This is a genomic window from Nostoc sp. NMS8 (assembly GCF_017115045.1).
Lineage (GTDB): Bacteria > Cyanobacteriota > Cyanobacteriia > Cyanobacteriales > Nostocaceae > Nostoc.
Window position 1 is genome coordinate 242917 of the sequence record NZ_JABXKK010000068.1, and the last position, 23194, is coordinate 266110.

Annotated in this window: 23 protein-coding genes and 1 tRNA gene; 11 read left to right on the top strand and 13 right to left on the bottom strand. The window is 40.0% G+C overall.

Going from position 1 to position 23194, the window contains the following annotated elements; genetic code table 11:
* Nucleotides 1–690: 690 nt before the first annotated feature.
* On the top strand, nucleotides 691–1590 hold the full coding sequence (locus tag HWQ39_RS13920; RefSeq protein ID WP_292845689.1) for a transposase family protein: 900 nt from the start codon (nucleotides 691–693) through the stop codon (nucleotides 1588–1590).
* A gap of 469 nt (nucleotides 1591–2059) precedes the next feature.
* Here the strand turns inward: HWQ39_RS13920 and HWQ39_RS13925 are convergent, their stop codons facing one another.
* From HWQ39_RS13925 to uvrB, 4 genes are all read right to left on the bottom strand, one after another.
* On the bottom strand, nucleotides 2060–2620 hold the full coding sequence (locus tag HWQ39_RS13925; RefSeq protein ID WP_292845591.1) for a Uma2 family endonuclease: 561 nt from the start codon (nucleotides 2618–2620) through the stop codon (nucleotides 2060–2062).
* Between the two features lie 107 nt (nucleotides 2621–2727).
* Nucleotides 2728–2997, bottom strand: coding sequence for a hypothetical protein (locus tag HWQ39_RS13930; protein ID WP_292845593.1), 270 nt, complete (start codon nucleotides 2995–2997; stop codon nucleotides 2728–2730).
* Entirely contained in the window at nucleotides 2994–3224 is a 231-nt protein-coding gene (locus HWQ39_RS13935; protein WP_292845596.1) for a hypothetical protein, read from the bottom strand. Before HWQ39_RS13935 ends, HWQ39_RS13930 begins: the two co-directional genes overlap by 4 nt.
* Nucleotides 3225–3327: 103 nt before the next feature.
* Nucleotides 3328–5325 carry an excinuclease ABC subunit UvrB gene (uvrB, locus tag HWQ39_RS13940; protein WP_292845599.1) on the bottom strand — a complete coding sequence of 666 codons (1998 nt, stop codon included), beginning with the start codon at nucleotides 5323–5325 and terminating at the stop codon, nucleotides 3328–3330.
* Between the two features lie 257 nt (nucleotides 5326–5582).
* On the opposite strand from uvrB, the gene HWQ39_RS13945 reads away from it, so the two are divergent.
* Both HWQ39_RS13945 and HWQ39_RS13950 read left to right on the top strand, forming a co-directional pair.
* Nucleotides 5583–6047: a hypothetical protein gene (locus tag HWQ39_RS13945; protein WP_292845602.1), complete on the top strand. Its 465-nt coding sequence runs from the start codon at nucleotides 5583–5585 to the stop codon at nucleotides 6045–6047.
* Between the two features lie 560 nt (nucleotides 6048–6607).
* Nucleotides 6608–6790 carry a CsbD family protein gene (locus tag HWQ39_RS13950; RefSeq protein ID WP_273768282.1) on the top strand — a complete coding sequence of 61 codons (183 nt, stop codon included), beginning with the start codon at nucleotides 6608–6610 and terminating at the stop codon, nucleotides 6788–6790.
* A gap of 541 nt (nucleotides 6791–7331) precedes the next feature.
* On the opposite strand, the gene HWQ39_RS13955 is transcribed toward HWQ39_RS13950, so the two are convergent.
* The 5 genes from HWQ39_RS13955 to HWQ39_RS13975 all read right to left on the bottom strand — a co-directional run bounded on the left by HWQ39_RS13955 (nucleotide 7332) and on the right by HWQ39_RS13975 (nucleotide 11609).
* Nucleotides 7332–8129 (bottom strand): WecB/TagA/CpsF family glycosyltransferase, encoded by a 798-nt coding sequence (locus HWQ39_RS13955; RefSeq protein WP_292845692.1) that lies wholly within the window; start codon nucleotides 8127–8129, stop codon nucleotides 7332–7334.
* A gap of 680 nt (nucleotides 8130–8809) precedes the next feature.
* A complete protein-coding gene (locus tag HWQ39_RS13960; protein ID WP_292845606.1) occupies nucleotides 8810–9061 on the bottom strand; it encodes a hypothetical protein in 252 nt (83 codons plus the stop codon).
* Between the two features lie 33 nt (nucleotides 9062–9094).
* A tRNA-Leu gene (locus tag HWQ39_RS13965) sits at nucleotides 9095–9178 on the bottom strand.
* A 94-nt stretch (nucleotides 9179–9272) separates the two neighbouring features.
* Nucleotides 9273–10412, bottom strand: a complete 1140-nt coding sequence (locus HWQ39_RS13970) for an alpha-hydroxy acid oxidase (RefSeq protein WP_292845695.1) — start codon at nucleotides 10410–10412, stop codon at nucleotides 9273–9275.
* A 318-nt stretch (nucleotides 10413–10730) separates the two neighbouring features.
* The gene (locus HWQ39_RS13975) at nucleotides 10731–11609 is read right to left on the bottom strand and encodes a M48 family metallopeptidase (protein ID WP_292845609.1); all 879 of its coding nucleotides are present in this window, start codon (nucleotides 11607–11609) and stop codon (nucleotides 10731–10733) included.
* A 239-nt stretch (nucleotides 11610–11848) separates the two neighbouring features.
* On the opposite strand from HWQ39_RS13975, the gene HWQ39_RS13980 reads away from it, so the two are divergent.
* The 3 genes from HWQ39_RS13980 (at nucleotide 11849) to HWQ39_RS13990 (ending at nucleotide 13953) form a co-directional block, all read left to right on the top strand.
* Nucleotides 11849–12124 (top strand): hypothetical protein, encoded by a 276-nt coding sequence (locus tag HWQ39_RS13980; RefSeq protein ID WP_292845612.1) that lies wholly within the window; start codon nucleotides 11849–11851, stop codon nucleotides 12122–12124.
* 112 nt (nucleotides 12125–12236) lie between these two features.
* Nucleotides 12237–13322: a HAMP domain-containing sensor histidine kinase gene (locus HWQ39_RS13985; protein WP_292845615.1), complete on the top strand. Its 1086-nt coding sequence runs from the start codon at nucleotides 12237–12239 to the stop codon at nucleotides 13320–13322.
* A gap of 136 nt (nucleotides 13323–13458) precedes the next feature.
* Nucleotides 13459–13953 carry a hypothetical protein gene (locus HWQ39_RS13990; protein WP_292845618.1) on the top strand — a complete coding sequence of 165 codons (495 nt, stop codon included), beginning with the start codon at nucleotides 13459–13461 and terminating at the stop codon, nucleotides 13951–13953.
* 4 nt (nucleotides 13954–13957) lie between these two features.
* Here HWQ39_RS13990 and HWQ39_RS13995 read toward each other — a convergent pair whose 3' ends face one another.
* Nucleotides 13958–14488: a hypothetical protein gene (locus HWQ39_RS13995; protein WP_292845621.1), complete on the bottom strand. Its 531-nt coding sequence runs from the start codon at nucleotides 14486–14488 to the stop codon at nucleotides 13958–13960.
* 110 nt (nucleotides 14489–14598) lie between these two features.
* On the opposite strand from HWQ39_RS13995, the gene HWQ39_RS14000 reads away from it, so the two are divergent.
* A complete protein-coding gene (locus HWQ39_RS14000; RefSeq protein WP_292845623.1) occupies nucleotides 14599–15816 on the top strand; it encodes an acetate kinase in 1218 nt (405 codons plus the stop codon).
* Between the two features lie 32 nt (nucleotides 15817–15848).
* On the opposite strand, the gene HWQ39_RS14005 is transcribed toward HWQ39_RS14000, so the two are convergent.
* From HWQ39_RS14005 to HWQ39_RS14015, 3 genes are all read right to left on the bottom strand, one after another.
* Nucleotides 15849–16796, bottom strand: a complete 948-nt coding sequence (locus tag HWQ39_RS14005; protein WP_292845626.1) for a hypothetical protein — start codon at nucleotides 16794–16796, stop codon at nucleotides 15849–15851.
* Complete coding sequence (locus HWQ39_RS14010) at nucleotides 16796–17671, bottom strand: hypothetical protein (RefSeq protein ID WP_292845629.1); 876 nt, start codon at nucleotides 17669–17671, stop codon at nucleotides 16796–16798. The genes HWQ39_RS14005 and HWQ39_RS14010 overlap by 1 nt, the downstream gene beginning before the upstream one ends.
* A gap of 224 nt (nucleotides 17672–17895) precedes the next feature.
* Entirely contained in the window at nucleotides 17896–18360 is a 465-nt protein-coding gene (locus HWQ39_RS14015) for a hypothetical protein (protein ID WP_292845632.1), read from the bottom strand.
* Nucleotides 18361–18969: 609 nt separating this feature from the next.
* Between HWQ39_RS14015 and HWQ39_RS14020 the strand changes: the two genes are divergently transcribed.
* The 4 genes from HWQ39_RS14020 (at nucleotide 18970) to ftsH3 (ending at nucleotide 23145) form a co-directional block, all read left to right on the top strand.
* A complete protein-coding gene (locus HWQ39_RS14020) occupies nucleotides 18970–19758 on the top strand; it encodes a hypothetical protein (RefSeq protein ID WP_292845635.1) in 789 nt (262 codons plus the stop codon).
* A gap of 170 nt (nucleotides 19759–19928) precedes the next feature.
* Entirely contained in the window at nucleotides 19929–20351 is a 423-nt protein-coding gene (locus HWQ39_RS14025) for a GNAT family N-acetyltransferase (protein ID WP_292845638.1), read from the top strand.
* 17 nt (nucleotides 20352–20368) lie between these two features.
* Complete coding sequence (locus tag HWQ39_RS14030; protein ID WP_292845642.1) at nucleotides 20369–21163, top strand: aminotransferase class IV; 795 nt, start codon at nucleotides 20369–20371, stop codon at nucleotides 21161–21163.
* 140 nt (nucleotides 21164–21303) lie between these two features.
* Nucleotides 21304–23145, top strand: a complete 1842-nt coding sequence (gene ftsH3 / locus HWQ39_RS14035; protein WP_179067843.1) for an ATP-dependent zinc metalloprotease FtsH3 — start codon at nucleotides 21304–21306, stop codon at nucleotides 23143–23145.
* Nucleotides 23146–23194 lie beyond the last annotated feature (49 nt).

A 23194-nucleotide genomic window follows, 5' to 3' on the forward strand; every position in this document is an offset into this window, starting at 1 on the left:
AACTATGTCATGGCGAACAGAGCGCAGCGAAGTGAAGCAATCGCAAGGGTTATAAGCTTTTTATATTTTGTCACATTGTTAGGTTTATTTGTGCCTACCTACTTACTGCAATTAAATTCATTTGACTATCCACTTAGCCTTGGATCTCAAAACTTAACTTGACCTTTTAAGACGAAAGATCAGTCCAGGAGCTTCTGGAGGAGAGTTTTCTCGGTAATTATCAATTTTCCACACTTGACCTTGGGAGTTTTGGAAAGTTGAATAGTCAGTAAGCTCAATTCTTTTTCCATTAACTCTTATTCCGTTAATTTCGGAAAAGTAGATTAATGCATGAGCATCACATGCATCATATTGTTCGGAGTATGTACGAAGCAAAAAGCATTTTAACTTTAGTCCATTATGGATGGTTCCTGTCTTGAGAGTAACGTCCAAGTCAATGTTGTTGTAATCAGTGTATAAATCATTTTGATTCATGAAATTAGCCTATTCTTTAATGTTTCAGCATCTAACTATTTAGTATACGGAATTTTTTTAAAATCCTACTAATAGATTCAGACAAATAACGGGTTACAAGCCTTATAATCATGATATTAATATTTTTTGATATTGACAATAGACACGTCCGGAATATGATTTCGGCACAAAAAAATGGTAGAAAGTAAAATTGACTATCTACCACCACGTAATGAAATGATTAGTACTTTCGATTATATACAAAAATATCCCGCGCGCACCAAACAACTGTTAGGAATTAGTTATGAGCAATTTATCGACCTGGTAAATCATGCTAAACAATATCATGAAGAAGAAAAACTCAAATTAGAAAAGAGGAAAATTAGAATACATCGCCGTGGCGGTGGACGTAAAGAATTATTATCAATCCCAGAACAAGTATGTTTATGCTTGTTTTATCTGAGACAAATACCGACATTTGAGGTTTTGGGAATGTTATTTGGTATATCAAAGACTGAAGCGAATGATACTTTTCATTACTGGAGAAAAATTCTGCGTCAAATTCTGCCTGCTAGTTTACTAGAACAAGTGGAAGAAAATGAAGGCGATTTAATAATTGTCCAAGAAATTTTAACTAGTTTTAAGTTGTTAGTAGATAGTGTAGAACAACCTATAGAGAGACCATCTGACAACGAAGATCAAAAAAAGTTTTTCTCAGGAAAGAAAAAGCAGCATACTATCAAAAACCAAATAGTTTGCTTACCCGAGGGAAAAGATTTAATTGATATTAAAGTAGGTTATCCTGGACCAACGGCAGACATAAAAATATTCCGAGAGCAGCTTTCCAAATTTGATAAAGAACAAGAATTTGAAGGTGATAAAGCGTATCAAGGCGGTACAAATATTAGTACACCTCATAAGAAAAAAAAGCAACAACAATTAAGCGAGCAACAAAAAGAGTCAAATAAAGTTCTATCTAGCAAGCGTATATTTGTAGAGCATTTAATACGTGTTGTGAAAATTTTCCAAGTTGCATCACAAAGATTTAGACTCAATGCTGATGTTTATAATGAAATAGTTTTGTTAGTTTGTGGTCTGGTACGCCTACGAATCGGAACTGTTGTCTTACCGACATAATTCATATTAATTAAAAATTATGTTTGCGTCAGACAAGATTATGTATTTTTCTGCTCTAAACTATCAGTAACTATATCAAACCCTGATTTCTTCGTTGAAACAGAATCTGCAAGGACTGGTCTCAAAGCCTTGTAAATATTGGCTTGCGAGTTTTCGGATGGGTCTAATATCAAAAAACTATACAAAACTTTTACGCATAAATATTTAATTGGGAGTGAAAATATTGAAATTTTCTAGATATTATCCTTTTTCGGTCAATATAGACGGAAATGTTCTGTATATGCCTCTAGGCGTCTACTCATCCTCATCGCTCATCTATTCAATTGTCTGTAGCTTTGGTTAACTGCACTTGACAGTACAAATGGACGTAGGTGTAGCCTGTTGTATACATCGCTATTTCCACATCCACCAAATTGCTACCCTAACCAAGCACTAATTTATCTCGTAGATGCTTTATGGCGATCGCCTCCTAAACTTTCCGCAACAATTCCCGAATAGCGATCGCACAATCTCCAAAAGCTAAAGGTGAAATTGTCACGTCCTCTGCAAGTATGCTCTCACTGTGATAGCCGTCTGGACTAGGGAGACGATACATATACAACTTGCGTCCATTCACATCTAAAATCCAGTACTCAATAATCCCTGACTTAGAGTATGCGATCGCTTTGACTTCTCGATCGTATTTGAGACTGGAATCAGCTATTTCAATCAGTAAAAATACTTCAGAAGCATTGGGATGGTGATCCTCATAATCTAATGGATTGAGCTTCACCACTGAAATATCTGGTTCTGGTTCCGAATAATCATCAAGTTGCACTGGTGACTGGATTCTTAATAAAACTTTGTCACCCAAACGTTGACGTAATAACCTTTCTGTGCGGGTGATTACTGATTCGTGAGCAGTACCTTTTGCTGACATTCTAATGATTTGTCCCGCGATTAATTCTAAGCGTTCTTCAGGATGAAAAATTCCCATTTCCGCCATTTGGTGATATTCTCGAACACTAATTAGGCGAATATTGGTGAGCATAAAATTTACGTTAACTTCCTAGCATTTTATCCCGCAGGTGTTTAATGCGATCTCTACGACGGGCTACGCCTACGCGCTTGGAGAAGCTAAGGGTTAGGCTGCTGGCGCTACAACCTCTGAAGCAACTCGTCATACTCTGCATGTGCGCTAATCCAGAACCAGTAAATATGATCATCCTGCAACAAGCCAAGAACGCGGTAGTCTAAACTAACACGAGCCGAATAGATTGGTTGGCGCTGGCTAACTCGTTTGAACTGAAGACTATTGTGGTAAGGGTCTGAACGCCAAATAGCATAGGCTTTGGCAGCTTGCTCTTGAACTGATGCAGGAAGTTCATCAAGTTTTTTGCGAAATACCTTTGTAACACTTGACTTCATTGCTCACAGGGAAAAACGTCAGCTAAAGGAGTGATGTCGCCAGCAGCAATTTCCTGCCGTACCATATCAGCTAGACGATCCCACTGAGCATCTGTTGTAGATTCAAACTGAGCCTTCCATCTTTGCTCATCCTCTATCTCGGCAAGTAGACGAGCAGCGATCGCATCCTGTTCGGCAACAGGTAGAGTTTTCAGTTGGGCGATCGCACGCTCAAGTAACTCAGTCATTGCTACCACACTCTTAAAACGTAAATGGCATCTGATCCATTATCGCTTCTTGGCAGCAAGTTGGACGCTAATGAGGCGAACATTCATGAGCATAAGATTCACGTTAACGTCCCAACATTTTATCCCGCAGATGCTTAATGCGATCGCGCAATTTTCCCGCCTCTTCAAATTCCAGTTTCTTCGCCGCTTCTTTCATCTGCGCTTCTAACAGAGTAATCAACCCTGGAATCTGTTCTAATGGCAGTTCATCTAGATGTTCATCTACTACTTTCAGGTCAGTTGCATTTAACCGCCGAGATACATCTAAAAAAGCTAAAATTGCGTTACTTGATTTTTTGACAATTGGTTGTGGTGTAATCCCATGCAGTCGATTATGTGCTGTTTGAATACCACGTCGTCTATCTGTTTCATCAATAGCTTTAATCATGCTACCTGTCATATTATCGGCATACAAAATTGCTTGTCCCTGAACGTGACGCGCGGCCCTACCAATAGTTTGAATTAAGGAACGCTCGGTTCGCAAGAAACCTTCTTTATCTGCATCCATAATTGCTACTAATGAAACTTCGGGTAAATCCAAGCCTTCCCGCAGCAAATTTACACCAACCAAAACATCAAATTTCCCCTCGCGCAAGTTCTGCAAAATTTCAATGCGCTCAATAGAAGTAATCTCAGAATGTAAATACCGTACCCTGATACCGTGGTCTTGCAAATATTCGGTTAAATCTTCCGCCATGCGTTTGGTTAACGTGGTAATTAACACTCGTTCATGGCGATCGGCTCTATCTTTAATTTCTCCCAACAAATCATCAATTTGTCCTTCTGTGGGACGCACGGAAATTTCTGGATCAACCACCCCAGTTGGTCGAATCACTTGCTCAACTACATGGTCTTCAGAAACTTCTATTTCCCAATTTCCCGGAGTTGCTGATACAAAAATACACTGATTCACCTTTTCCCAAAATTCCTCGGCTTTCAAAGGACGATTATCAGCAGCGCTAGGAAGCCGAAATCCATGTTCAATTAAAACTTTTTTTCTAGCTTGATCGCCGTTATACATCCCACGAATTTGGGGCACGGTAACGTGAGATTCATCGATAATTAGTAGCCAATCTTTGGGAAAATAATCAATTAAACATTCTGGTGATTCTCCAGCTTGTCTTCCTGCTAAGTGACGGGAATAATTTTCAACGCCGTTGCAGTAACCCACTTCGCGTAGCATTTCTAGGTCATAGCGTGTACGTTGATCTATGCGTTGCGCTTCTAATAATTTCCCAGCTTGTTCTAAGTCTAGTTTTTGTTGTTTTAACTCGGCTGCGATGTCATTACAAGCTACTTCTAACCGTTCTTCTGGGGTTACGAAGTGGCGTGCGGGGTAAACATTCACCGCTTCCAAACTCTTGAGAATTTCCCCTGTCACTGGATCAATATAGCGAATCGCGTCAATTTCATCACCAAAAAATTCGACACGAATAATTCGGTCTTCATAAGCTGGGCCAATTTCTAAGACATCACCACGGACGCGAAATTTTCCCCGACCCATTTCTATGTCGTTGCGGCTATATTGAACATTTGCTAAATCTCGTAAGATTTGGCGTTGATTTACTTCCATACCTATCTGAAGAGGGATGGCAGCTTTTAGATATTCTGCTGGCATTCCCAAACCGTAGATACAACTGATGGAAGCAACGACAATGACATCACGGCGTTCAAAAAGCGATCGCGTCGCTGAATGCCGCAACATATCTATTTCATCATTAATTGCCGCCGTTTTTTCAATATAAGTATCGGTAACGGGAATATACGCTTCTGGCTGATAATAATCGTAGTAGCTGACAAAATACTCAACTGCGTTGTTGGGGAAGAAATCTCGCAACTCGTTGCAAAGCTGTGCAGCCAGGGTTTTATTATGCGCCAGAACTAAAGTAGGCTTGCCAATTTTCTCAATAACTGCTGCTACCGAAAATGTCTTACCAGTTCCAGTAGCTCCTAGTAAAGTTTGGTAACGATTACCCGCTTGGATACTAGCAGTAAGTTGTGCGATCGCTTGTGGTTGATCGCCTGTGGGACTAAAGGGAGCTTGAAGACAAAATTCTGTCATACAGTTTTGCTGGAAATACCCGATCTCATGGTGACGATTCCGCCCTGTATCCATTCTAGCTGGCTTATTAGAGCAAATAAATAGTAATAATTCTTTACAAAAATTATTTATTTAAATTTACTTATCTATCTGTCTGTTTTAAAGATTCTTATATCTATATGAGGTTTTTTAAGGTTAAACTCTAAGGTATATGGAAAAAAATTTCATCTTTCCTTAATTATTGTAAAATTCAATTAACAAACCAGAGGTGTTCGTTTATGGCTATTAGTAGCGCTGGCAAAGCAATCGGTTCTCGGCAAAACAATGCCAAGTCTCCAGGGGCAAGTAAAGACGAAGTTGAAAATCAACAAGACCAGAGCTTGAATGCTGATAAAGTCGAGGAGGTTACTGAACTGCCAGTGGGAGCTTCTGGAACACTCGCCATTTCTGGAATTCGTCCTATAGGCGCTAGCGACTTAGAAGTTGCTGAACACCTCTCAATTGCTGGGGTGCGTCCCGTTAGCATCAGTACATTAGAAGTAGTTGAAACCTATAACTCAATGGGTATTCGTCCAATTGGTGCTAATACATTCCAAGTTGTTGAAAGTATAAATCTCTCTGGGATTCGTCCAATTGCCTCAAGTTCATTGGCAATTTCTGACAGTTATTCCACCTTCGGGAATCGTCCCATAGCACCAAATGAAATTGACAATTCTGAAAGCCTGATGGGTTTTCTAGATTAGACAAAAAACATCCCCATAACTTTATCAACCCAGTTTCATATAGCAACTGGGTTTTTTAGTTAATAGAGTCGAGAGTAGAGATTACGATATTTGCACTTGTTGGGAGTATTTCACTTTTATGAAAAGTGCTGAGTATGGTAAAAACACGCCTTGCCCTCGCGAATGAAATTCCCAGCTATACGAGACTTTACCCACCTCCGTGGGTTTCAAATTCTTTGAGTCCGCGTAGGCGGATTACCCTCCGGGTTCTCCAAAGGAGTAGGTTTGTGTAGCCGCGATTTCTAAGAGACTAGTATATTTGCTTGTTCTATGTCTTTAAGCATAGATAACTAAACTTTTCTGGCTGTAATTTCCATTCAGCTAAAAGCTAGGATGCTTACTACAATTGCTTTTCTTGATTATGAATTATGAATTATGAATTATGAATTATTTAATATGCCTTGTGGTGGAAGGCTTTAGCAAAAACTTTAAGCTACTGTGTAAGAGTAATCACAAAGAATTTATTTCAAAGTGATTTATACAGCTTTGAAATGAGCTTTCCATTAAATCAGGAGTACAAAATGAGCATTGAAGATCGCGCAAAAGCTGCTGCTAAAAATGTTGAAGGTAAAGCCCAAGAAGCATTAGGAAATATCACTGGAGATCCAGAAGATAAAGCAAAGGGTAAAGCAAAGCAAGCTGAAAGCGAAGTACGTCATGGGATTGAAGACGTGAAAGATGGTGTGAAGAAAAATATTGACTAAGAATTCATAATTTTTTTGCAGAAACTCTAGGAATATAAATGGGGTAAATTCCATTTTTGCAGAAAAATATGAGTTGTTTGAGAACCAAGCGAAACTTTTTTGATATTCCCTGAGCAAGGAGTAGAGAATAGAGTGCTAGCTTGATTAGCAAAATTTTTGTAGAGACGTAATTCATCACGTCTCTACACTTTCCAAAAATTTTAAAACTAGTTATGCTTGACAAGATACAAAATACCCGACTTCCTGAAGAAGTCGGGTATTTTGGCTTTTTGATGTTCTGCTCTAAATTATCAAAGCTAGAAGAGTTGTTAAATAAATTGCTAAATGTTCGCGTAGCGTCTGTCTGCGACACGCTGCGCGAACGCAGAGAAGGAAGTCTTATTATTTATAAAATAGGAGCTAAAAATTAAAAATAAAGGTGATGCTAGGCTTAAAGCACAAAATTCTGCGATCGCAATTTCCTCTGCATCTAAAATATGCTTCACTTGATAATGGCTTAAGGTCTATTCCTCCTAAGCAGGAACACACCATTTATTTTTCTTCACTCCCCAGTTTCGTGAAGAAAGACTGCTGCAATCCGACTTGATGATAGTAGTTGCTTAGTAGCCAGCCATATAAAGAGTGGAATAGTCTTAGCATAGCGACTGAAAAGGCGCCGTGGTTCTTGAATACATCGATAAAGCCATTCAAGTCCTAAGTCTCTAACTATACGGGGTGCCCGCTTGTAAATTCCTGCATAAACAGGGAAAACTCCACCCAGTCCAATCATTACAGCTTGTATCTTGCCCTTATGTTGAGCTATCCAATTTTCTTGTTTAGGACATCCCAGAGACACTAAGACAGCAGTAGCACCACTAGAATTAATCTTTTTCACCAAAGCTTCGTCTTCAGTTTCAGTCAAGGGACGAAAAGGTAGAGGTTCCATCGCCGCAATCTTCACCTGCGGAAATTCCTGCTCTAACCTTTTTCGCATCTTAGAAAGAATTTCTGTTTGGGAACCTAAAAAGAAAATACTAATATTTTGTGTTTGAGTTAGCTGACACAATGCTAAGAAAATATCCATCCCTGCTACTCGGTCTTGGCAAATAGCTCCCATCCTCCGCATCATCCATACCAGAGGCATACCATCAGGAGTAACTATATCTGCATTTCGCAATATGGTAGCAAACTCTGGATTCCAATGAGCTTCAATGAGCATGTGTACATTTGCTACATATACACTTTTACTCTCACGCTTACTCGCCCACTTCAGTATTGTTTGTATCTGTTCGTCAAAGCGTAAAGCAGTAATAGAAAAATCAAGCACTTTTTTAGTAGGTAGAAGCACTCTCGCCACAATTAATAACTCCTGTGTCCAAGAAAAAAATCCATAGATTATAGGACTTACGCACTGTAAAAAAAACTATCTTGTGTATTAACGTAAATACGTTGTTTAAGGCTTTTGGCGGTCACTTTTGATTGCTGGCGATCGCCAAAATATGACTGAAAAACCTACCTAGAAGCCTTGAAAACTATACCTCTTATTTTGGCTTTTCTGTCAATGCGTAAGTCCTAGATTACATAGACCATTCCGAATATTGAATAGTTCGCATCGGATGACTCCTGACTTTTTGTAGGCTTGTGTCATCGTTGGAAATTAACACATGGAGATGCAATTGCCTTCTTAGTATACTTTTGACTCAATCGGTAATATTGTAATTGTTTCCTGCTGTGTCCTAGCTTACTGTTTTAAGTTAGGCATTTTAGGGGCAGTATGACAAAATTCATACTTCCTTCATAATTAATTTTTGATTGGTTCATACAAACATTATAATTGCGATAATTTTCTATAGATATGTATTTGGTTTAGTAATATTTATTACACAGAATGCTCGCGTCGCCAAGCAAAATGCCAGACAAGTCTACCGATTTTGATACGTAAGTATGCGCTTAAGAGGTTTAATTTAAATTTAGTACATTTTAAACAATGTATAATAACTTTTTCTTATAGATTTCCAAATCTATTACAGATGATTGAATTTATTCTCTATGTTGAAAAATCCCTTCCCTAAATTTTATTTTTTTCCTAGATAAAAGCCCAAAAAACAAGGGGAAGATAAACTTATCTCCCCCTGCTCTCTCGTTTTTGTTATTGTCTGGTTTGTTACTTTCTTTAAGTCTTTGCCGTAGCATTTGCCTTTGTTTTTTGAGTTGGCGCTTTCTTGCAGAACCGCCTCTACCTTTATCATTCCTACCTTCTTTCCGGGGAGATTCCCATCTTTTCAGGCGCATCGGTTTTTTACCTCTCTAGCACTTGCTTGGTAGTGGGCAGGAGGAGAATCGAACTCCTATGACCGCAAGGCCGCCACATTTTGAGTGTGGTGCGTCTACCAATTCCGCCACCCGCCCTTATATCTAACCTTAACTAGTATACACTAATTAAGTGATTTTGTAACAAGTCTGAAAATTATTTCTCAAAGTTTTGCTGGAATAACAAACAGTTTTAATAATTTTCCCGCTTAAGACTTGGCAGGGTCAATAAACTAGGGTCGATATCCTGTAGTTTGGCACAGCCGCTAAGTGCCATTCCCACATTTAACTCATCTTTCAGCAGTGAGATGATATGAGATACGCCGATTTGTCCTGCTACCGCTAGTCCCCACAAAATAGGTCGTCCGATTAGTACTGCTTTTGCTCCTAATGCCAGAGCTTTAAGAATGTCTGTGCCCCTACGAATGCCTCCATCCAACAGTACTTCTACATTATCGTCTACTGCTGCTACTATTTCACTTAGGGCATCTAAAGAAGCGATCGCACCATCAAGCTGTCTACCGCCATGATTGGAAACAACAATTGCTTTGGCTCCGTATTCTACAGCCCGCACAGCATCATCTCCCCGTAAAACTCCTTTGATGACTAAAGGTAACGGAGACAAGGACTGTAACCATTCCAAATCGTGCCAAGTGACTGCTGGATTTAGCTGTTGGGCAAAATAGGTAAATAACCCAGATTCGCCTTTTTCATGGGAAATATCTAATCCTGAGATGGTGGCAAGATTAGCCAGGTGTAAGTCTTGGGGTAAAGCAAACTCATTACGTCTATCTCTCTCGCGCTGTCCGAGAACAGGTGCATCTACAGTCAGACAAAGTGCTTTGTAGCCAGCTTTATAGGCTTTTTCTACCAAAGCGCGAGTCAATCCTCGGTCTTTATGAATGTAAAGCTGGAACCATCGCAGAGAATCTGGAAACTGGTTACATGCAGTCGCCACTTCTTCAATGCTCTTTGTTGCCATTGTACTTAATACCATGCCTACACCAGCTGATGCAGCAGCTATGGCTGTGGCAACTTCTCCGTCTGGATGGGCTAGACACTGAAAAGCCATCGGCGCAATTAACAAAGGTAGTTGCAGGGGTTGTCCTAAAATGGAGGTAGTTAGATTGCGATCGCTCACATCGACCAATATTCGAGGTCGCAGCTTGACTCGCTCAAAGGCAGCACGATTATCTCGTAATGTGATTTCGTCCCAAGCACCACTGCTATAGTAATCAAGTGTCGTTTGGGGCAGACGCTCTTTTGCTAGCTTTTCGTACTCAAATAGGTTGATGGGTTGAAAGCGATCGTTGTTGGAAAAGTAGGTAGACATCATTAAATTTAAGCATAACTTTTGTTCGTAGTAAGCGATAAATCGCTCTGCATAAAATTTTAAATGGCTAGAGTCACTTCTTGTTGCCAGACATTGCATTTATCATATTGACAAATATATTAATTAATGCGTAAAACTACTGCTAAAGCTTTACTAAATATTCTGCATTTCTGGTAAAAAAGAATGTAGAAACGTAGCACTGCTACGTTTCTACAAGGATTCTGGATAATGCATATTTAATTTCTGGAAATGTCTAGTAGATGACAAGGATCTCGCCTTCCCCTGCACAAAGTATAAAAATGGTTGCGATTAGTAACTCTACCAATTGCGCCATCCGCCTTTGGGTGCAACTTCATTATTAGTAGACTTCAGTCCGTGAGTTTGCAAAAGAGTTTGATATTCTGTGCTGCTTGCCCAACGATCAATTTCTCGTGCCCGTAGCACTGGCACTGGATGGGTTAATTGTGCTGTACGGGCAGCTTTTACCATTTCACCTAGTTCGGTCTTGCTAATATCATCGTAAGCGCGGGCTTGAGCAATAAAGGCATCGAGATTTAGTTGTGGCGATAAGGCGGGAGAACCACCTGCCAACTTCATCAACACTGACATAACAACTTTCGGATCTTGGGTTGCTAGTAATGCGGCGCGATCGCAGGTAAACTCAGCACAACGTACCCATTCTAAAAGCTGTGCCTGTATGGCTTGAGCAACGAAGGTTCCAACATTGGGCACAATTGCCGCAGCTAATATTAATAAATTTACAGGAGTCAAGTAAACACTATGGTCACACTTGAGATGCCCCAACTCATGGGCAATTACTGCCTGTATTTCCTCTGGTGTGAGCATATCAATCAGGGAAGTGTGTAGCACAACAAAGGGCTGCTTACTCCGCATAGCAAAAGTATAGGCGTTGGGAGCCGGATGCTGCCGAACGTATAACTGGGGAGGATCTATGTCCAGGATTTTACAGGCATCTAACAACAATTTGTATAAATCGGGCAGTTGGTTTTCACCCACCAAAACACTGGAGGCAATATTTTCCACATAGAAAACCTGCTCTGCCATTGGCCCGAGCCAATTTCGCACTAACATATCTATGCCTGGTATCTGCTTGAGCGCTCTGGTAGCTTCCAGGTCTAATGGATGACGAAATGAGTCAGCTTTTAAACCAATCAGCGGGGTTTTGAAGAAGGACATAGTGCAACAAGCTATAAAAAACACAATTATGGAATCTGGCTGAATAGATAAACAGCCTCCCACAGTTAGTATAACGATTTCAGTAGGGGTTTCCTTTCTTGCATACTTGGGGGTAAATGAGTAATCGTACAGAAAGTTACGCTTGTATATTGAAGGAGTGTAGTAGACCGAATGTACGCTGGTTCTAAGAAACCGACCTTAGCAGTGGTCGCTAAACTCTCAAAAGTGAACTCGAACAGTTGCCTGGGGCAAAAAAAGCCCGCATCACGCAAGCGCGAGTAACCTTTGGATTTGATCCAAAGGCGGAGGTCGTTATCATAAAACAGTGGATCGGCATTGATGTTTCAAAAAAACGTTTAGATATCTACATTAGTCCGACAGGTGAAGCTTTTTCATGTGACAATACTCCAATAGAGATTGCTCAATTAGTAGAACGGCTAAAAACAAAAAATCCAACATTAGTAGTTCTAGAAGCAACTAGAAAACTACATATTAAAGTAGCAACAGCAATATAGGCTGACTTTTCTAATAACCACTTAACATCACAAGACAATTGTGTATAATGTCAAGTGGTTTAAAGCTGACTGTTTGCTAGTTTTGGTGTTCTTGCAATCTATGTATAATCACGTGTCTGAGCGTCTTAAGCAAAATGTTGAAAGGATTATGCAGATGTGGGAGGAGCGGGCGCGTGATGAAGTTGGTGCATCAATGCATCAGGACTCTCTGATGCTACAAAATTCGCTACCTGAGTATTTAAACCAATTGGTGGATGAATTGTCAACAAAGATTGAAAGGACACCAGCGAGAATAAGAACGGATAAGCTAGAAAGCACTCGGATTGGGAAAAAGCATGGACATGAGCGGGCAGGTTATGCTGACTACTCGATGACTCAACTCATCTTTGAGTACCACATTCTCCGTCAAGTCATATTTCAGATTTTAGAAGAAGAAGCGGCTTTAGAGGTAAGGGAACGGGATATTATTATCGACTCCATTGAGCAAGCCGTTAACGATGCGGCGACTCAATTTTCCCAGACGCTGCGAGATATTCAAGAATTATTTATGGTGACACTGACTCACGACCTTAGAAACCCACTCAATGTCATAAAAATGGGTATTCACCTGACTTTGCGTCGGCTTGAACAAGGAGACACCCATACGAATATCGCGGCGAAAATGCTAAAAGCAGTCGAGCGTTTGAATTCGATGATTCAAAATCTGCTCGATGCTAGTCGGCTGCGGGCAGGGCAAAGCTTAAAGTTTGAATTTGAAGAATGCAGTTTAGACAGTCTTGTTCAGGACGTAGTAGAGGACTTAAACTTTGCTTATGAAGATCGGTTTGTCGTAGTTTGTGATACTCCTATCAGGAGCAATTGCAGCCGTAAAGAGATACAACGGGTAATTGAAAACTTAGCTATTAACGCCGTGAAGTATGGTGCTGTTAATACACCAATTACACTCACGCTTGAACAAATTGAAACGCATATCAGCCTCACTATCCACAATGAAGGTAATCCGATTTCTTCAGAAGCTCAATCAATTTTATTTCAACAATTTCGTCGAACCATCTCTGCTGGGGATCAAACGGGATGGGGATTAGGATTATTTTTAGCAAAGAGTATTATTGAGGCGCATCAGGGGACGATTGAAGTTGAAAGTGCCCAGGGCAAGGGGACAAGCTTTATCGTTAAGTTGCCTAAACTCCCCTATTAGAAGTACAAGTATCATCAGATAGTGTTGGCGCTCATTTCACCTCTTTGCTGCATACGCCTACCGAGCAAACTCTGTCCTTTAGTGTTCTTTGCAGTTAATCTTGATTGGACACACTAATTTAGGCTCGGAGAATTGAATGCGCTTTGGTTTTTTTACTTTATGTGTTCTCGCACTAGCAACAACTTCTGGGCACGCCGCTCAGTCTCCCAAGATCCCAGCACTGGTGATGACTAGTCCGAATTCAGCTGAAGCCAACTACGAAGATAAATGCAGCAACGGCAACAACCTTGACCAGTTTAATCGCGATAAGTTTCTTAAACTTATGCTTGCTGATAAAAAATCAAAGTTATCTCAACTGAAAGTAGCTCTCCTCAATGAAATTAAACAAAGTGGTGATGAGCCACGAGGCGAGGGTATCCATATTGGTGAATGGAATCAAACTTTCCATGACCGAAGTGGTTGTGGCACAAACACTAACAGTTACTCGGCATTTGTAGTCACCGTAACTGGTGGAAATGCAAACTATACAGTTGTGAAATACCTCGTAACGATTGATGACGACGATAACGCAGGCAAAAGAACCCTCAAGATCCGCGACATCCGCCCAATTAAGCTACGAAGTGATAACTGATCAACTATTTCTCCTCGCTTCTAGTTCCTGCCCTTGTAAAGATAAAACCTGCATCTTCAAACTGTGTACCGTATCCCCGAACAGTAGAAGGAGGGGTGAAATGAGCAGCTGTGCAAAAAGTTACGCGCTTTGACTTGATAAGCCACTTAGTCCGCCTTCTTAATGCGTCAGCCTGCATTGTTAATGCGTCAGCCTGCATTGTTAATGTGTCAGCTTGCATTGTTAATGCGTCAGCCTGCATTGTTAATGCGTCAGCCTGCATTGTTAATGCGTCAGCTTGCATTGTTAATGTGTCAGCTTGCATTGTTAATGCGTCAGCTTGCATTGTTAATGCGTCAGCCTGCATTGTTAATGTGTCAGCTTGCATTGTTAATGCGTCAGCCTGCATTGTTAATGCGTCAGCCTGCATTGTTAATGCGTCAGCTTGCATTGTTAATGTGTCAGCTTGCATTGTTAATGCGTCAGCTTGCATTGTTAATGCGTCAGCCTGCATTGTTAATGTGTCAGCTTGCATTGTTAATGCGTCAGCCTGCATTGTTAATGCGTTCCCCTGCATCAAAAACCCTACGTTACGCAAAACTGTACTAAGCATGAAGCTAGAATTAATGGCACCATCAAAAGAGATCGTCTTTTTCTGTTGTCACTATGAAGATATTGGTACTGAATGCCGGATCGAGCAGCCAAAAGAGTTGTCTGTATGAAATTGCAGATGAAACTCTCCCCAGCCAAGCACCCCAACCCCTTTGGGAAGGGAAAATCAACTGGACTCAAGATCGTGGTGTGGCAGAAATTGAGGTGAAAACCGTTACGGGTGGAACGCTGCAAAAATCAATCTCTGGTGATTCTCCACAGGCGCACCTCACCTATATGCTGAATACACTTAATCATGACCCTACGAAGGTAATCGATCGCTTGTCAGAAATCGATGTGGTGGGGCATCGAATCGTACATGGTGGAAAAGATTATCGAGATAGTGTGGTAATTACGGAGGATGTCAAAAAGGCGATCGCTGGTCTGTCTAATCTTGCTCCCGAACATAATCCAGCCGCAGTGGAAGGCATAGAAGCAATTGAAAACACCTTAAAAGATGCCACTCAAGTAGCAGTGTTTGATACCGGATTTTATGCTACTTTACCCGATGCAGCAGCAATCTATCCCGGCCCATATCAGTGGGTAGAACAAGGTATTCGCCGCTATGGGTTTCATGGTATTAGTCACCAATACTGTTCTCAACGTGCTGTCCAAATTCTCGGTCGAGATGTTGCATCTGAGCGGTTAATTATCTGCCATTTGGGCAATGGTTGCTCTTTAGCAGCGATTAAAAACGGTCGCAGTATTGATACTACTATGGGATTCACGCCCCTAGACGGATTAATGATGGGTAGCCGTTCTGGTTCAGTCGACCCGGGGATTCTGATTTATTTGTTGCGGCACTGTAATTACTCTGTAGAAAAGTTGGATGAGTTATTAAATAAAGCTTCTGGATTAAAGGGAATTTCGGGTGTATCTAGCGATATGCGTGAAGTGAGAGAAGCCATCGCTCAAGGTAATTCCCGCGCTCAACTGGCCTGGGATATCTACGTGCATCGCTTGCGTTCTGCGATCGGCGCAATGCTTGCTAGTTTGGGGGGATTAGATGCTTTAGTGTTCACAGCAGGTGTGGGCGAACACTCTCCAGAAATTCGTCAAGCCGCCTGTGAAGCTTTTGGATTTATCGGACTAAAAATAGACCTTGAGAAGAATCAACAGCAGCCAGTGGATGAGGATATTGCTACACCCGATTCAGCAGTACGAGTATTAGTTATTCATACTCAAGAAGATTGGGCGATCGCTCAACAATGTTGGCAAATTTTGAAACAGTAAAAAAATAATTATAAAATTTATTATTTATATACTCAAAATGATAAGAGCCGACGGATGAGCAGTTTCCCAACTAGTGGCCCGGTAAAATTTAAAATATACTCCGCAAGTTTTGGAGCGATAAGTGACAAAAGTGGTAATAATAATGCATTAACATTTTTAAAGCCGTTAGTAGCACCAATAAAAACACTAGGGATAAGACAAATTAGCGACCATGCCCACCAAGTTATAAATTTAGAGTTGATAGAAGTACGTCTTTGCAGTTGACTGACAAGTACATAGCGGGTAATTGCAAATAATATAGTCAAGCCTATCCAAGCAAATATTGATAGCATCAAATTTGCTGGATACAGATTGTAGACTACTAACGCAGCAGGAAACAGCGAAGCTAGCTCCCAAACTAGCAGATTTAATTTAGTCCGCAAGGAACTTAATACTTGTTCAGTCAGCCAATAATGAGCCGAGATAATTATTGAGCAGTTGGAATTCTGCATGAAATTCCACTTAATTTTGTTAAATATATCACCATGAAGAAGAATAGTGCTTTGTAAAATAATGTCTTCTTCATAAGTATCTGAAGTTGATTGAGGCTGCTGATAGTAAGAATTAAAGGTGACTCCAGGCTGTAACGCTATTTTGTCACGTGCAGTTTTACTCAAAAATAATTTTAAAAGATTAACTATAACAATAACGTAAAAAACTTTATTAAACTGTTTTTCGGTAATTTGCTTTTTGTTTTCAATTACAATATTTTTGCTGAAACAGGCGTAATACCAGAGAGAAATTATCAGCCTTGGTGGAATATATAGAGAAATGCCAATTTTTTGCGCTTGCTGAATCTGTTCTACAACTCTCTCATTTAGGTAAAAACTACACTGTCCTCGCTCGACCTTAAGTTCAAAGCGATCGCCCTGAGGAACTTGTAGAGAAAGAGAGAGTGCAACATCAGTTTGGCGATCTATTTTTGTTATATCAGCGTTCATTATCGAGATAAATTTGCGATACTTTGTACCAAATTAATCAAAAAACTAAATGTTCCACGCCACTGTTTTTCACCAGAAACTACTCCTTGATTATGTGTATTAATGATCAAGTTTTTAGCCTCTTCAGATAAACTAAACAGTTCTTTATGATAACGAGTGATAATATCTCCATCTATCTGCATGACAGTTTGAGCATAAATAATATCAATTTTGGTACTTGTAACATTACTACTATCAAGTGCAGCTTTTAGTTCAGTCATTTTACGCAGAGTCCGAACAAATCTATCATTATTTAAAAGCCTTTGAATTTCTTTAAAATTTTCAATCCAATCTCCTTGATTGTTTCCATCTTGATCATCAATAATGGGAGTTGGAGCAGGTAGTATTGGTTCAGCTAGCTTCACATTTTCCTTAGCAGCTTCAACCAGGTTTTGTTGATATTTCTTCGCGTATGCAAGCCTCTGACGATATTGTTTTACTCTATCATCGTGTGGATTATAAAAACCTGAATTCTCCTCAAGCAGAAGGTAAAAATATTCTCTTTCAAGTTGGTCAAATAGACTTTTATAGCGCTTACGCAGTTCTTGAGCTTGAGAATCTTCTTTTGGAATTCCTTTGGCGTCAAAATAATCTGGGTCATGTATAGAATAAATCTCTTGATATGCCTCCCAAGCATTAAACTTTGAGGCATTAATCCTATCCACAATCATCGTATTCACTTCTAAAGCTGTAATGTCAGAAACTAATGTCTGTACAGACGATACTAAATTGTTTAACAAGCCTCTAGCTTTGTTTTGAATATCTTCAGGTCGAGTACCATTTCGGTTGTCAGCCTGAATAACATTTCGGTCTTTAATTTTAATCTCATTAGACATAATGTCTCATCCTCTTATAGTTCTGACTGATCTGGCTGTAGCTTTGTGTTGATAGCAAGATATACGCAAATGAACCTAAAGATGTTGCTAGTACAGCACGGCGTAAATAAACAGAGCATTTCAAATGGCGTAAGAGCTTAGAATACAATTCTTTTGACTTCCGCCTTGCGGTACTAGGTTGCTGTCGATGCTTTATTTGGAATGAGTAGTTAACAAAATAATCGTTATAGTTGTGGTTTTTTGTGAGATTTAACTATTTCCATTAAAAATCCATACAATTTTTCCACGCTTTCTATATTCTTATGAATAATCTCCCGACTGTCTTTAACTTGAGTTAAATGAAATTCGCGAATTTCTTTATAGGGCCCGCTATCAGTAAATTGACTCCCAATTTCATTTTCGATATCCCCATTAACAAGATTAATTCGAGTATATATTCGATTTCCTGGTTTAGCAGATGCCGATGTTATCTCATTTTGTGACTGCTCTGATGACTCTGCGACCCAAGTAGTTATTTTTAAATCAATAACTTCAACGATTACTGTTTTGATAGCATTAATAATTTCGTCAACATCCAGTCCCTTTTTATCAGCATTAAGATTAGTGACTATTGTTTTAAAATCACTGTTTCTTGCACTAACAGCTAGTCCGTTACTTTCCAAGTTATCTGTAATTACAGTATTTATCATAATCTTCTAGAGGTAAAAGGTTTAAATTTCAACAAAATCTTATTTTATATGATGTTGAAAATTTTACCAGTTTTGCTTAATAAAACTAAGTAAAAGCAAAGAAGCTTTAAAATTTTCAGAACTTATTGTTCAAACTACTGGCAGTAAATAAGGAAAATTTATACCTCACAATATTAAATATTAAATTTGCAGTAAACACTTAACATTTTTATACTGAGTTTGATAATATACCTATTAATAGATTTTTTTAGGAAAAGACATAGCAATCTATGCAGGAGTTACAAACAAAAAGATCCCTGAGTTATTTAAGAATTCAGGGATCTGAGGCTATGGTGGAGAGTAAATTAAATAGGATTACTATAGACTCGTTCACTTCTAGTTGTTACCAAAGAGTAAAGTAGCGGCTTAGGATCAAACATTACAACCTTGAAAAAGCTTCTGTTTATTCACTACATCAGCACAAAACTCTTCTAATTAAAGGTTTTTTTATCTGTTTGATTGTGGATGTTATTCTACTTACTCTATCACTGAGTAATTTTACATAAAGCATATTATATACAATTAAGTTATACACAATAAGTTGCTTATGTCTGGGAAAACAAGAAAGATATGTTGTTGTCATCGCGTAAAGCTATTACTACACCTGTTGTAATTTGTGCGTGTATTTTAGGAGTTGGCTTGATTCAATTTCCCGAATTGCAAAAACTAATAAATCGCAAACAATCCGCCTCTTTAGAAACTCTAGAGAAAGAAATAAGATCTGAAAATGTCCGTCTGAAATTTCTCCAAAAAATTCCTAGTTTTAGTTATAATAACTTCATTGCAGACTTAGTGTATCTTAACTTTCTACAATATTTTGGAGATGATGAAGTTCGGGATAAAACAGGTTATAGTTTAAGCCCAGAATATTTTGAAATCATTCTAGAACGTGACCCGCGATTTTTAGCAGCGTATCGCAGCCTTTCTGTCAGTACTTCATTGTATGCTGCCATGCCAGAACGCGCGATCGCACTATCAGAGAAAGGCTTAAAATCACTATCTCCTTCGGTTCCTGACAAGTCTTATTACGTGTGGCGTTATAAAGGAGTTGATGAGTTATTATTTTTGGGAGATGCTAAAGCTGCCCAAAAGTCTTTTGTAATGGCGGCAAACTGGGCAAGTAAGTTTTCAGATGCAGAAAGTCAGATGATTGCAAATACTTCTCAAAGAACTGCTGAATTTCTGAGTCGAAATCCTAACAGTAAGTATGCTCAAATTGCTACCTGGGCAATAGTTTTAGGTAATCAAGTTGATGAGAGAACTCGAACACGCGCAATTAGGGAAATCGAAGCTTTGGGAGGAAAAGTAATTACAACCCCTGAAGGTATTAATAAAATTATATTTCCCCCAAAAGATTAAATTATTAGTAATAATGCAATCCAGTTCAGCCAAGCCCAAAATAATTGTACAGACGGTGATTTATCTCGTTTATAAAAGCCAAAGTTGTTGCCAGTATTCCTTAATAAAAGCGTATTGAGTAATAATGTAATCAATTCTATTTTCCTCACACATGATTTAGTAGGATAATAATGATATCAATACAATTGGCAAAATCTGACTTTCAAATATTAGGGTGTTTTGCTGTGATTTCCCAGTTGCGTCCTCACCTTGAGCAGACTAAGTTTGTAGAACAAGTTAGATATCAAATGCAAGAAGGATATAAACTTGCATTCTTGGAAGCAGAAAATAAAACTGTAGCGGTCGCTGGATTTCGGATTTATAATTGTTTAGCATCGGGAAAAATTTTATACATTGATGATTTAGTTGTTGATGAGTTTAATCGTTCACACAGCTATGGTCAACAGTTATTTCAGTGGCTAATTGAATATGCTAGAAATCATGACTGTAAACACCTAAGTCTTGATTCTGGTGTTCAGCGATTTGCAGCTCATAGATTTTATCTCATGCAGCGTATGAGTATTACAAGTCACCACTTTTCAATGGAGTTGTAGAGATAAATAATCTGGTTGTGACAAATAATATTTTTTGGTATGACGGCAAATTAGTTCACTCTCAAACCCTAGAAATCAACATTAACGATCCGGGTTTACTTTATGGAGCGACTGTTTTTACAACATTGCGAGTTTATCAGAACTCGCTAGATAGTAATTTAACTAATTGGCAAGCACACTGCGATCGCTTACTCTTCTCACTACAAACCTTTGGTTGGCAGCAACCAGATTGGAACCGTCTACGCAAAGGCGCTCAAATTCTACTCACGCACTTCTCCATTCTCAGAATTACCCTCTTTCCCGATGGACGGGAATGGATAACTGGTAGATTATTACCACAAAATTTGATAGAAAAACAAAAAAATGGTATTTTGTGCGCTGTTGCCAGTTCAGAATTTTCTCGCTCTCTCCCTTCTCATAAAACTGGAAATTATTTGAGTGCTTGGTTGGCAAAAACTAGCTCAGATGCTCAAGAAGCAATATTAGTCGATGCTCAAGGAAATTGGCTAGAAACCAGTACAGGCAACCTTTGGGGATGGTACGATCGCAGTTGGTACACGCCACCCTTAACAGCCGGGATTTTGCCAGGAATTGGGCGATCGCAACTTGTAAACTGGCTGCAAAACCATCAGCAGCCAGTACGAGAAAAAACTTGGAGCGTCGAGTTAGTCCAGAGATTTGAAGCGATCGCCTACACTAATAGTGTGGTAGAAATTATTCCCATTCATACCGTTCATCAGCCTTCAGGGTCGCTACAATATAATCCCTACCATCAAAGTTTTCAGCTAATAAGGGAGCTTTTTTTAGCATGACACTCACACCAAATTTGTTATATCTTAAGATAAGTTAACATAATTCTTAATAATCACCTTTGTGATTCAGAGACGCTAGGCGATCGCGCAAAGCGGCCACTGAGAGCTAACGCGCGAAAAATACCGGAGGATAGACCTTAGTGAATAAAAGATGGAGAAATGCAGGGCTGTATGCGCTGCTGTTTATTGTCGTCATTGCGCTGGGAACAGCATTTTTTGACAAACAACCCCAAAGCAGAGAAACATGGCGATACAGTCGCTTTATTCAAGAAGTTCAGCAAGGCAGAGTAGAAAAAGTCAGTTTGAGTGCAGATCGGTCTACAGCACTGGTTACACCAAAATATGACCCAGCAAAAAGGATTGTTACCTTAGTCAACGATCCAGACTTGATTAATACTCTGACTTCTAAAGGCGTTGATATTTCTGTTTTGCCCCAAACCGACGAAGGATTTTGGTTTAAGGCACTGAGCAGCTTATTTTTCCCTGTATTACTTTTGGTTGGCTTATTCTTCTTGCTACGTCGCGCTCAAAGTGGCCCAGGTAGCCAAGCAATGAACTTTGGCAAATCCAAAGCCAGAGTGCAAATGGAACCACAAACTCAGGTGACATTTGGCGATGTCGCTGGTATTGACCAAGCCAAGTTGGAATTAAACGAAGTCGTCGACTTCCTGAAAAACGCCGATCGCTTTACCGCTGTTGGTGCAAAAATTCCTAAAGGTGTACTGTTAGTTGGCCCTCCTGGTACAGGTAAAACCCTCCTAGCTCGTGCTGTAGCTGGTGAAGCAGGTGTACCCTTCTTTTCAATCTCCGGTTCAGAATTTGTGGAAATGTTCGTAGGTGTGGGTGCATCCCGCGTCCGCGATTTGTTTGAACAAGCTAAGACCAATGCTCCTTGTATCGTCTTCATCGATGAAATTGACGCCGTAGGTCGTCAACGGGGTGCAGGTTTAGGTGGTGGTAACGATGAGCGGGAACAAACCCTCAACCAGTTGCTTACAGAAATGGATGGCTTTGAAGGCAACACAGGCATCATCATTATTGCTGCTACCAACCGTCCCGATGTATTAGATGCAGCCTTGTTGCGTCCTGGTCGCTTTGACCGTCAAGTTGTGGTTGACCGTCCCGACTACGCCGGACGCAGTGAAATCCTCAAGGTACACGCCCGTGGCAAAACCTTGGCGAAAGATGTGGATTTGGATAAAATCGCCCGTCGTACCCCTGGATTTACTGGCGCAGATTTATCTAACCTGTTGAATGAAGCCGCAATTCTGGCAGCACGCCGGAATTTGACTGAAATTTCGATGGATGAAATCAATGACGCGATTGATCGCGTATTAGCTGGGCCAGAGAAGAAAGACCGAGTAATGAGCGAAAAGCGCAAAACCTTGGTAGCTTATCACGAAGCTGGTCACGCCTTAGTTGGTGCTTTAATGCCAGACTATGACCCAGTGCAGAAGATTAGCATCATCCCTCGCGGTCGTGCAGGTGGTTTAACTTGGTTTACCCCCAGCGAAGACCGGATGGACACTGGTTTATACAGCCGCGCTTATCTGGAAAATCAGATGGCTGTAGCTTTAGGTGGTCGGATTGCTGAAGAATTAATCTTTGGTGAAGAAGAAGTTACCACTGGTGCTTCTAATGACTTACAACAAGTAGCCCGTGTTGCTCGTCAGATGATCACCCGATTTGGAATGAGCGATCGCTTAGGCCCTGTTGCCCTTGGTCGTCAACAAGGTAACATGTTCCTCGGACGAGATATCATGTCAGAGCGCGATTTCTCTGAAGAAACCGCCGCCGCCATTGATGAAGAAGTCCGCAAACTTGTAGATGTAGCCTATACACGCGCTAAAGAAGTGTTGGTGCGTAACCGCCACATTTTAGATCAGATAGCCGAAATGTTAGTTGATAAAGAAACCGTAGACGCTGAAGAGTTGCAAGAAATTCTATCGAATAACGACGTGACAACCGCCGCCTTTGCCTAATTTCATGAGAAGTGATGAGTTAAAAACTGTTTTTAATTCATCACTGTTA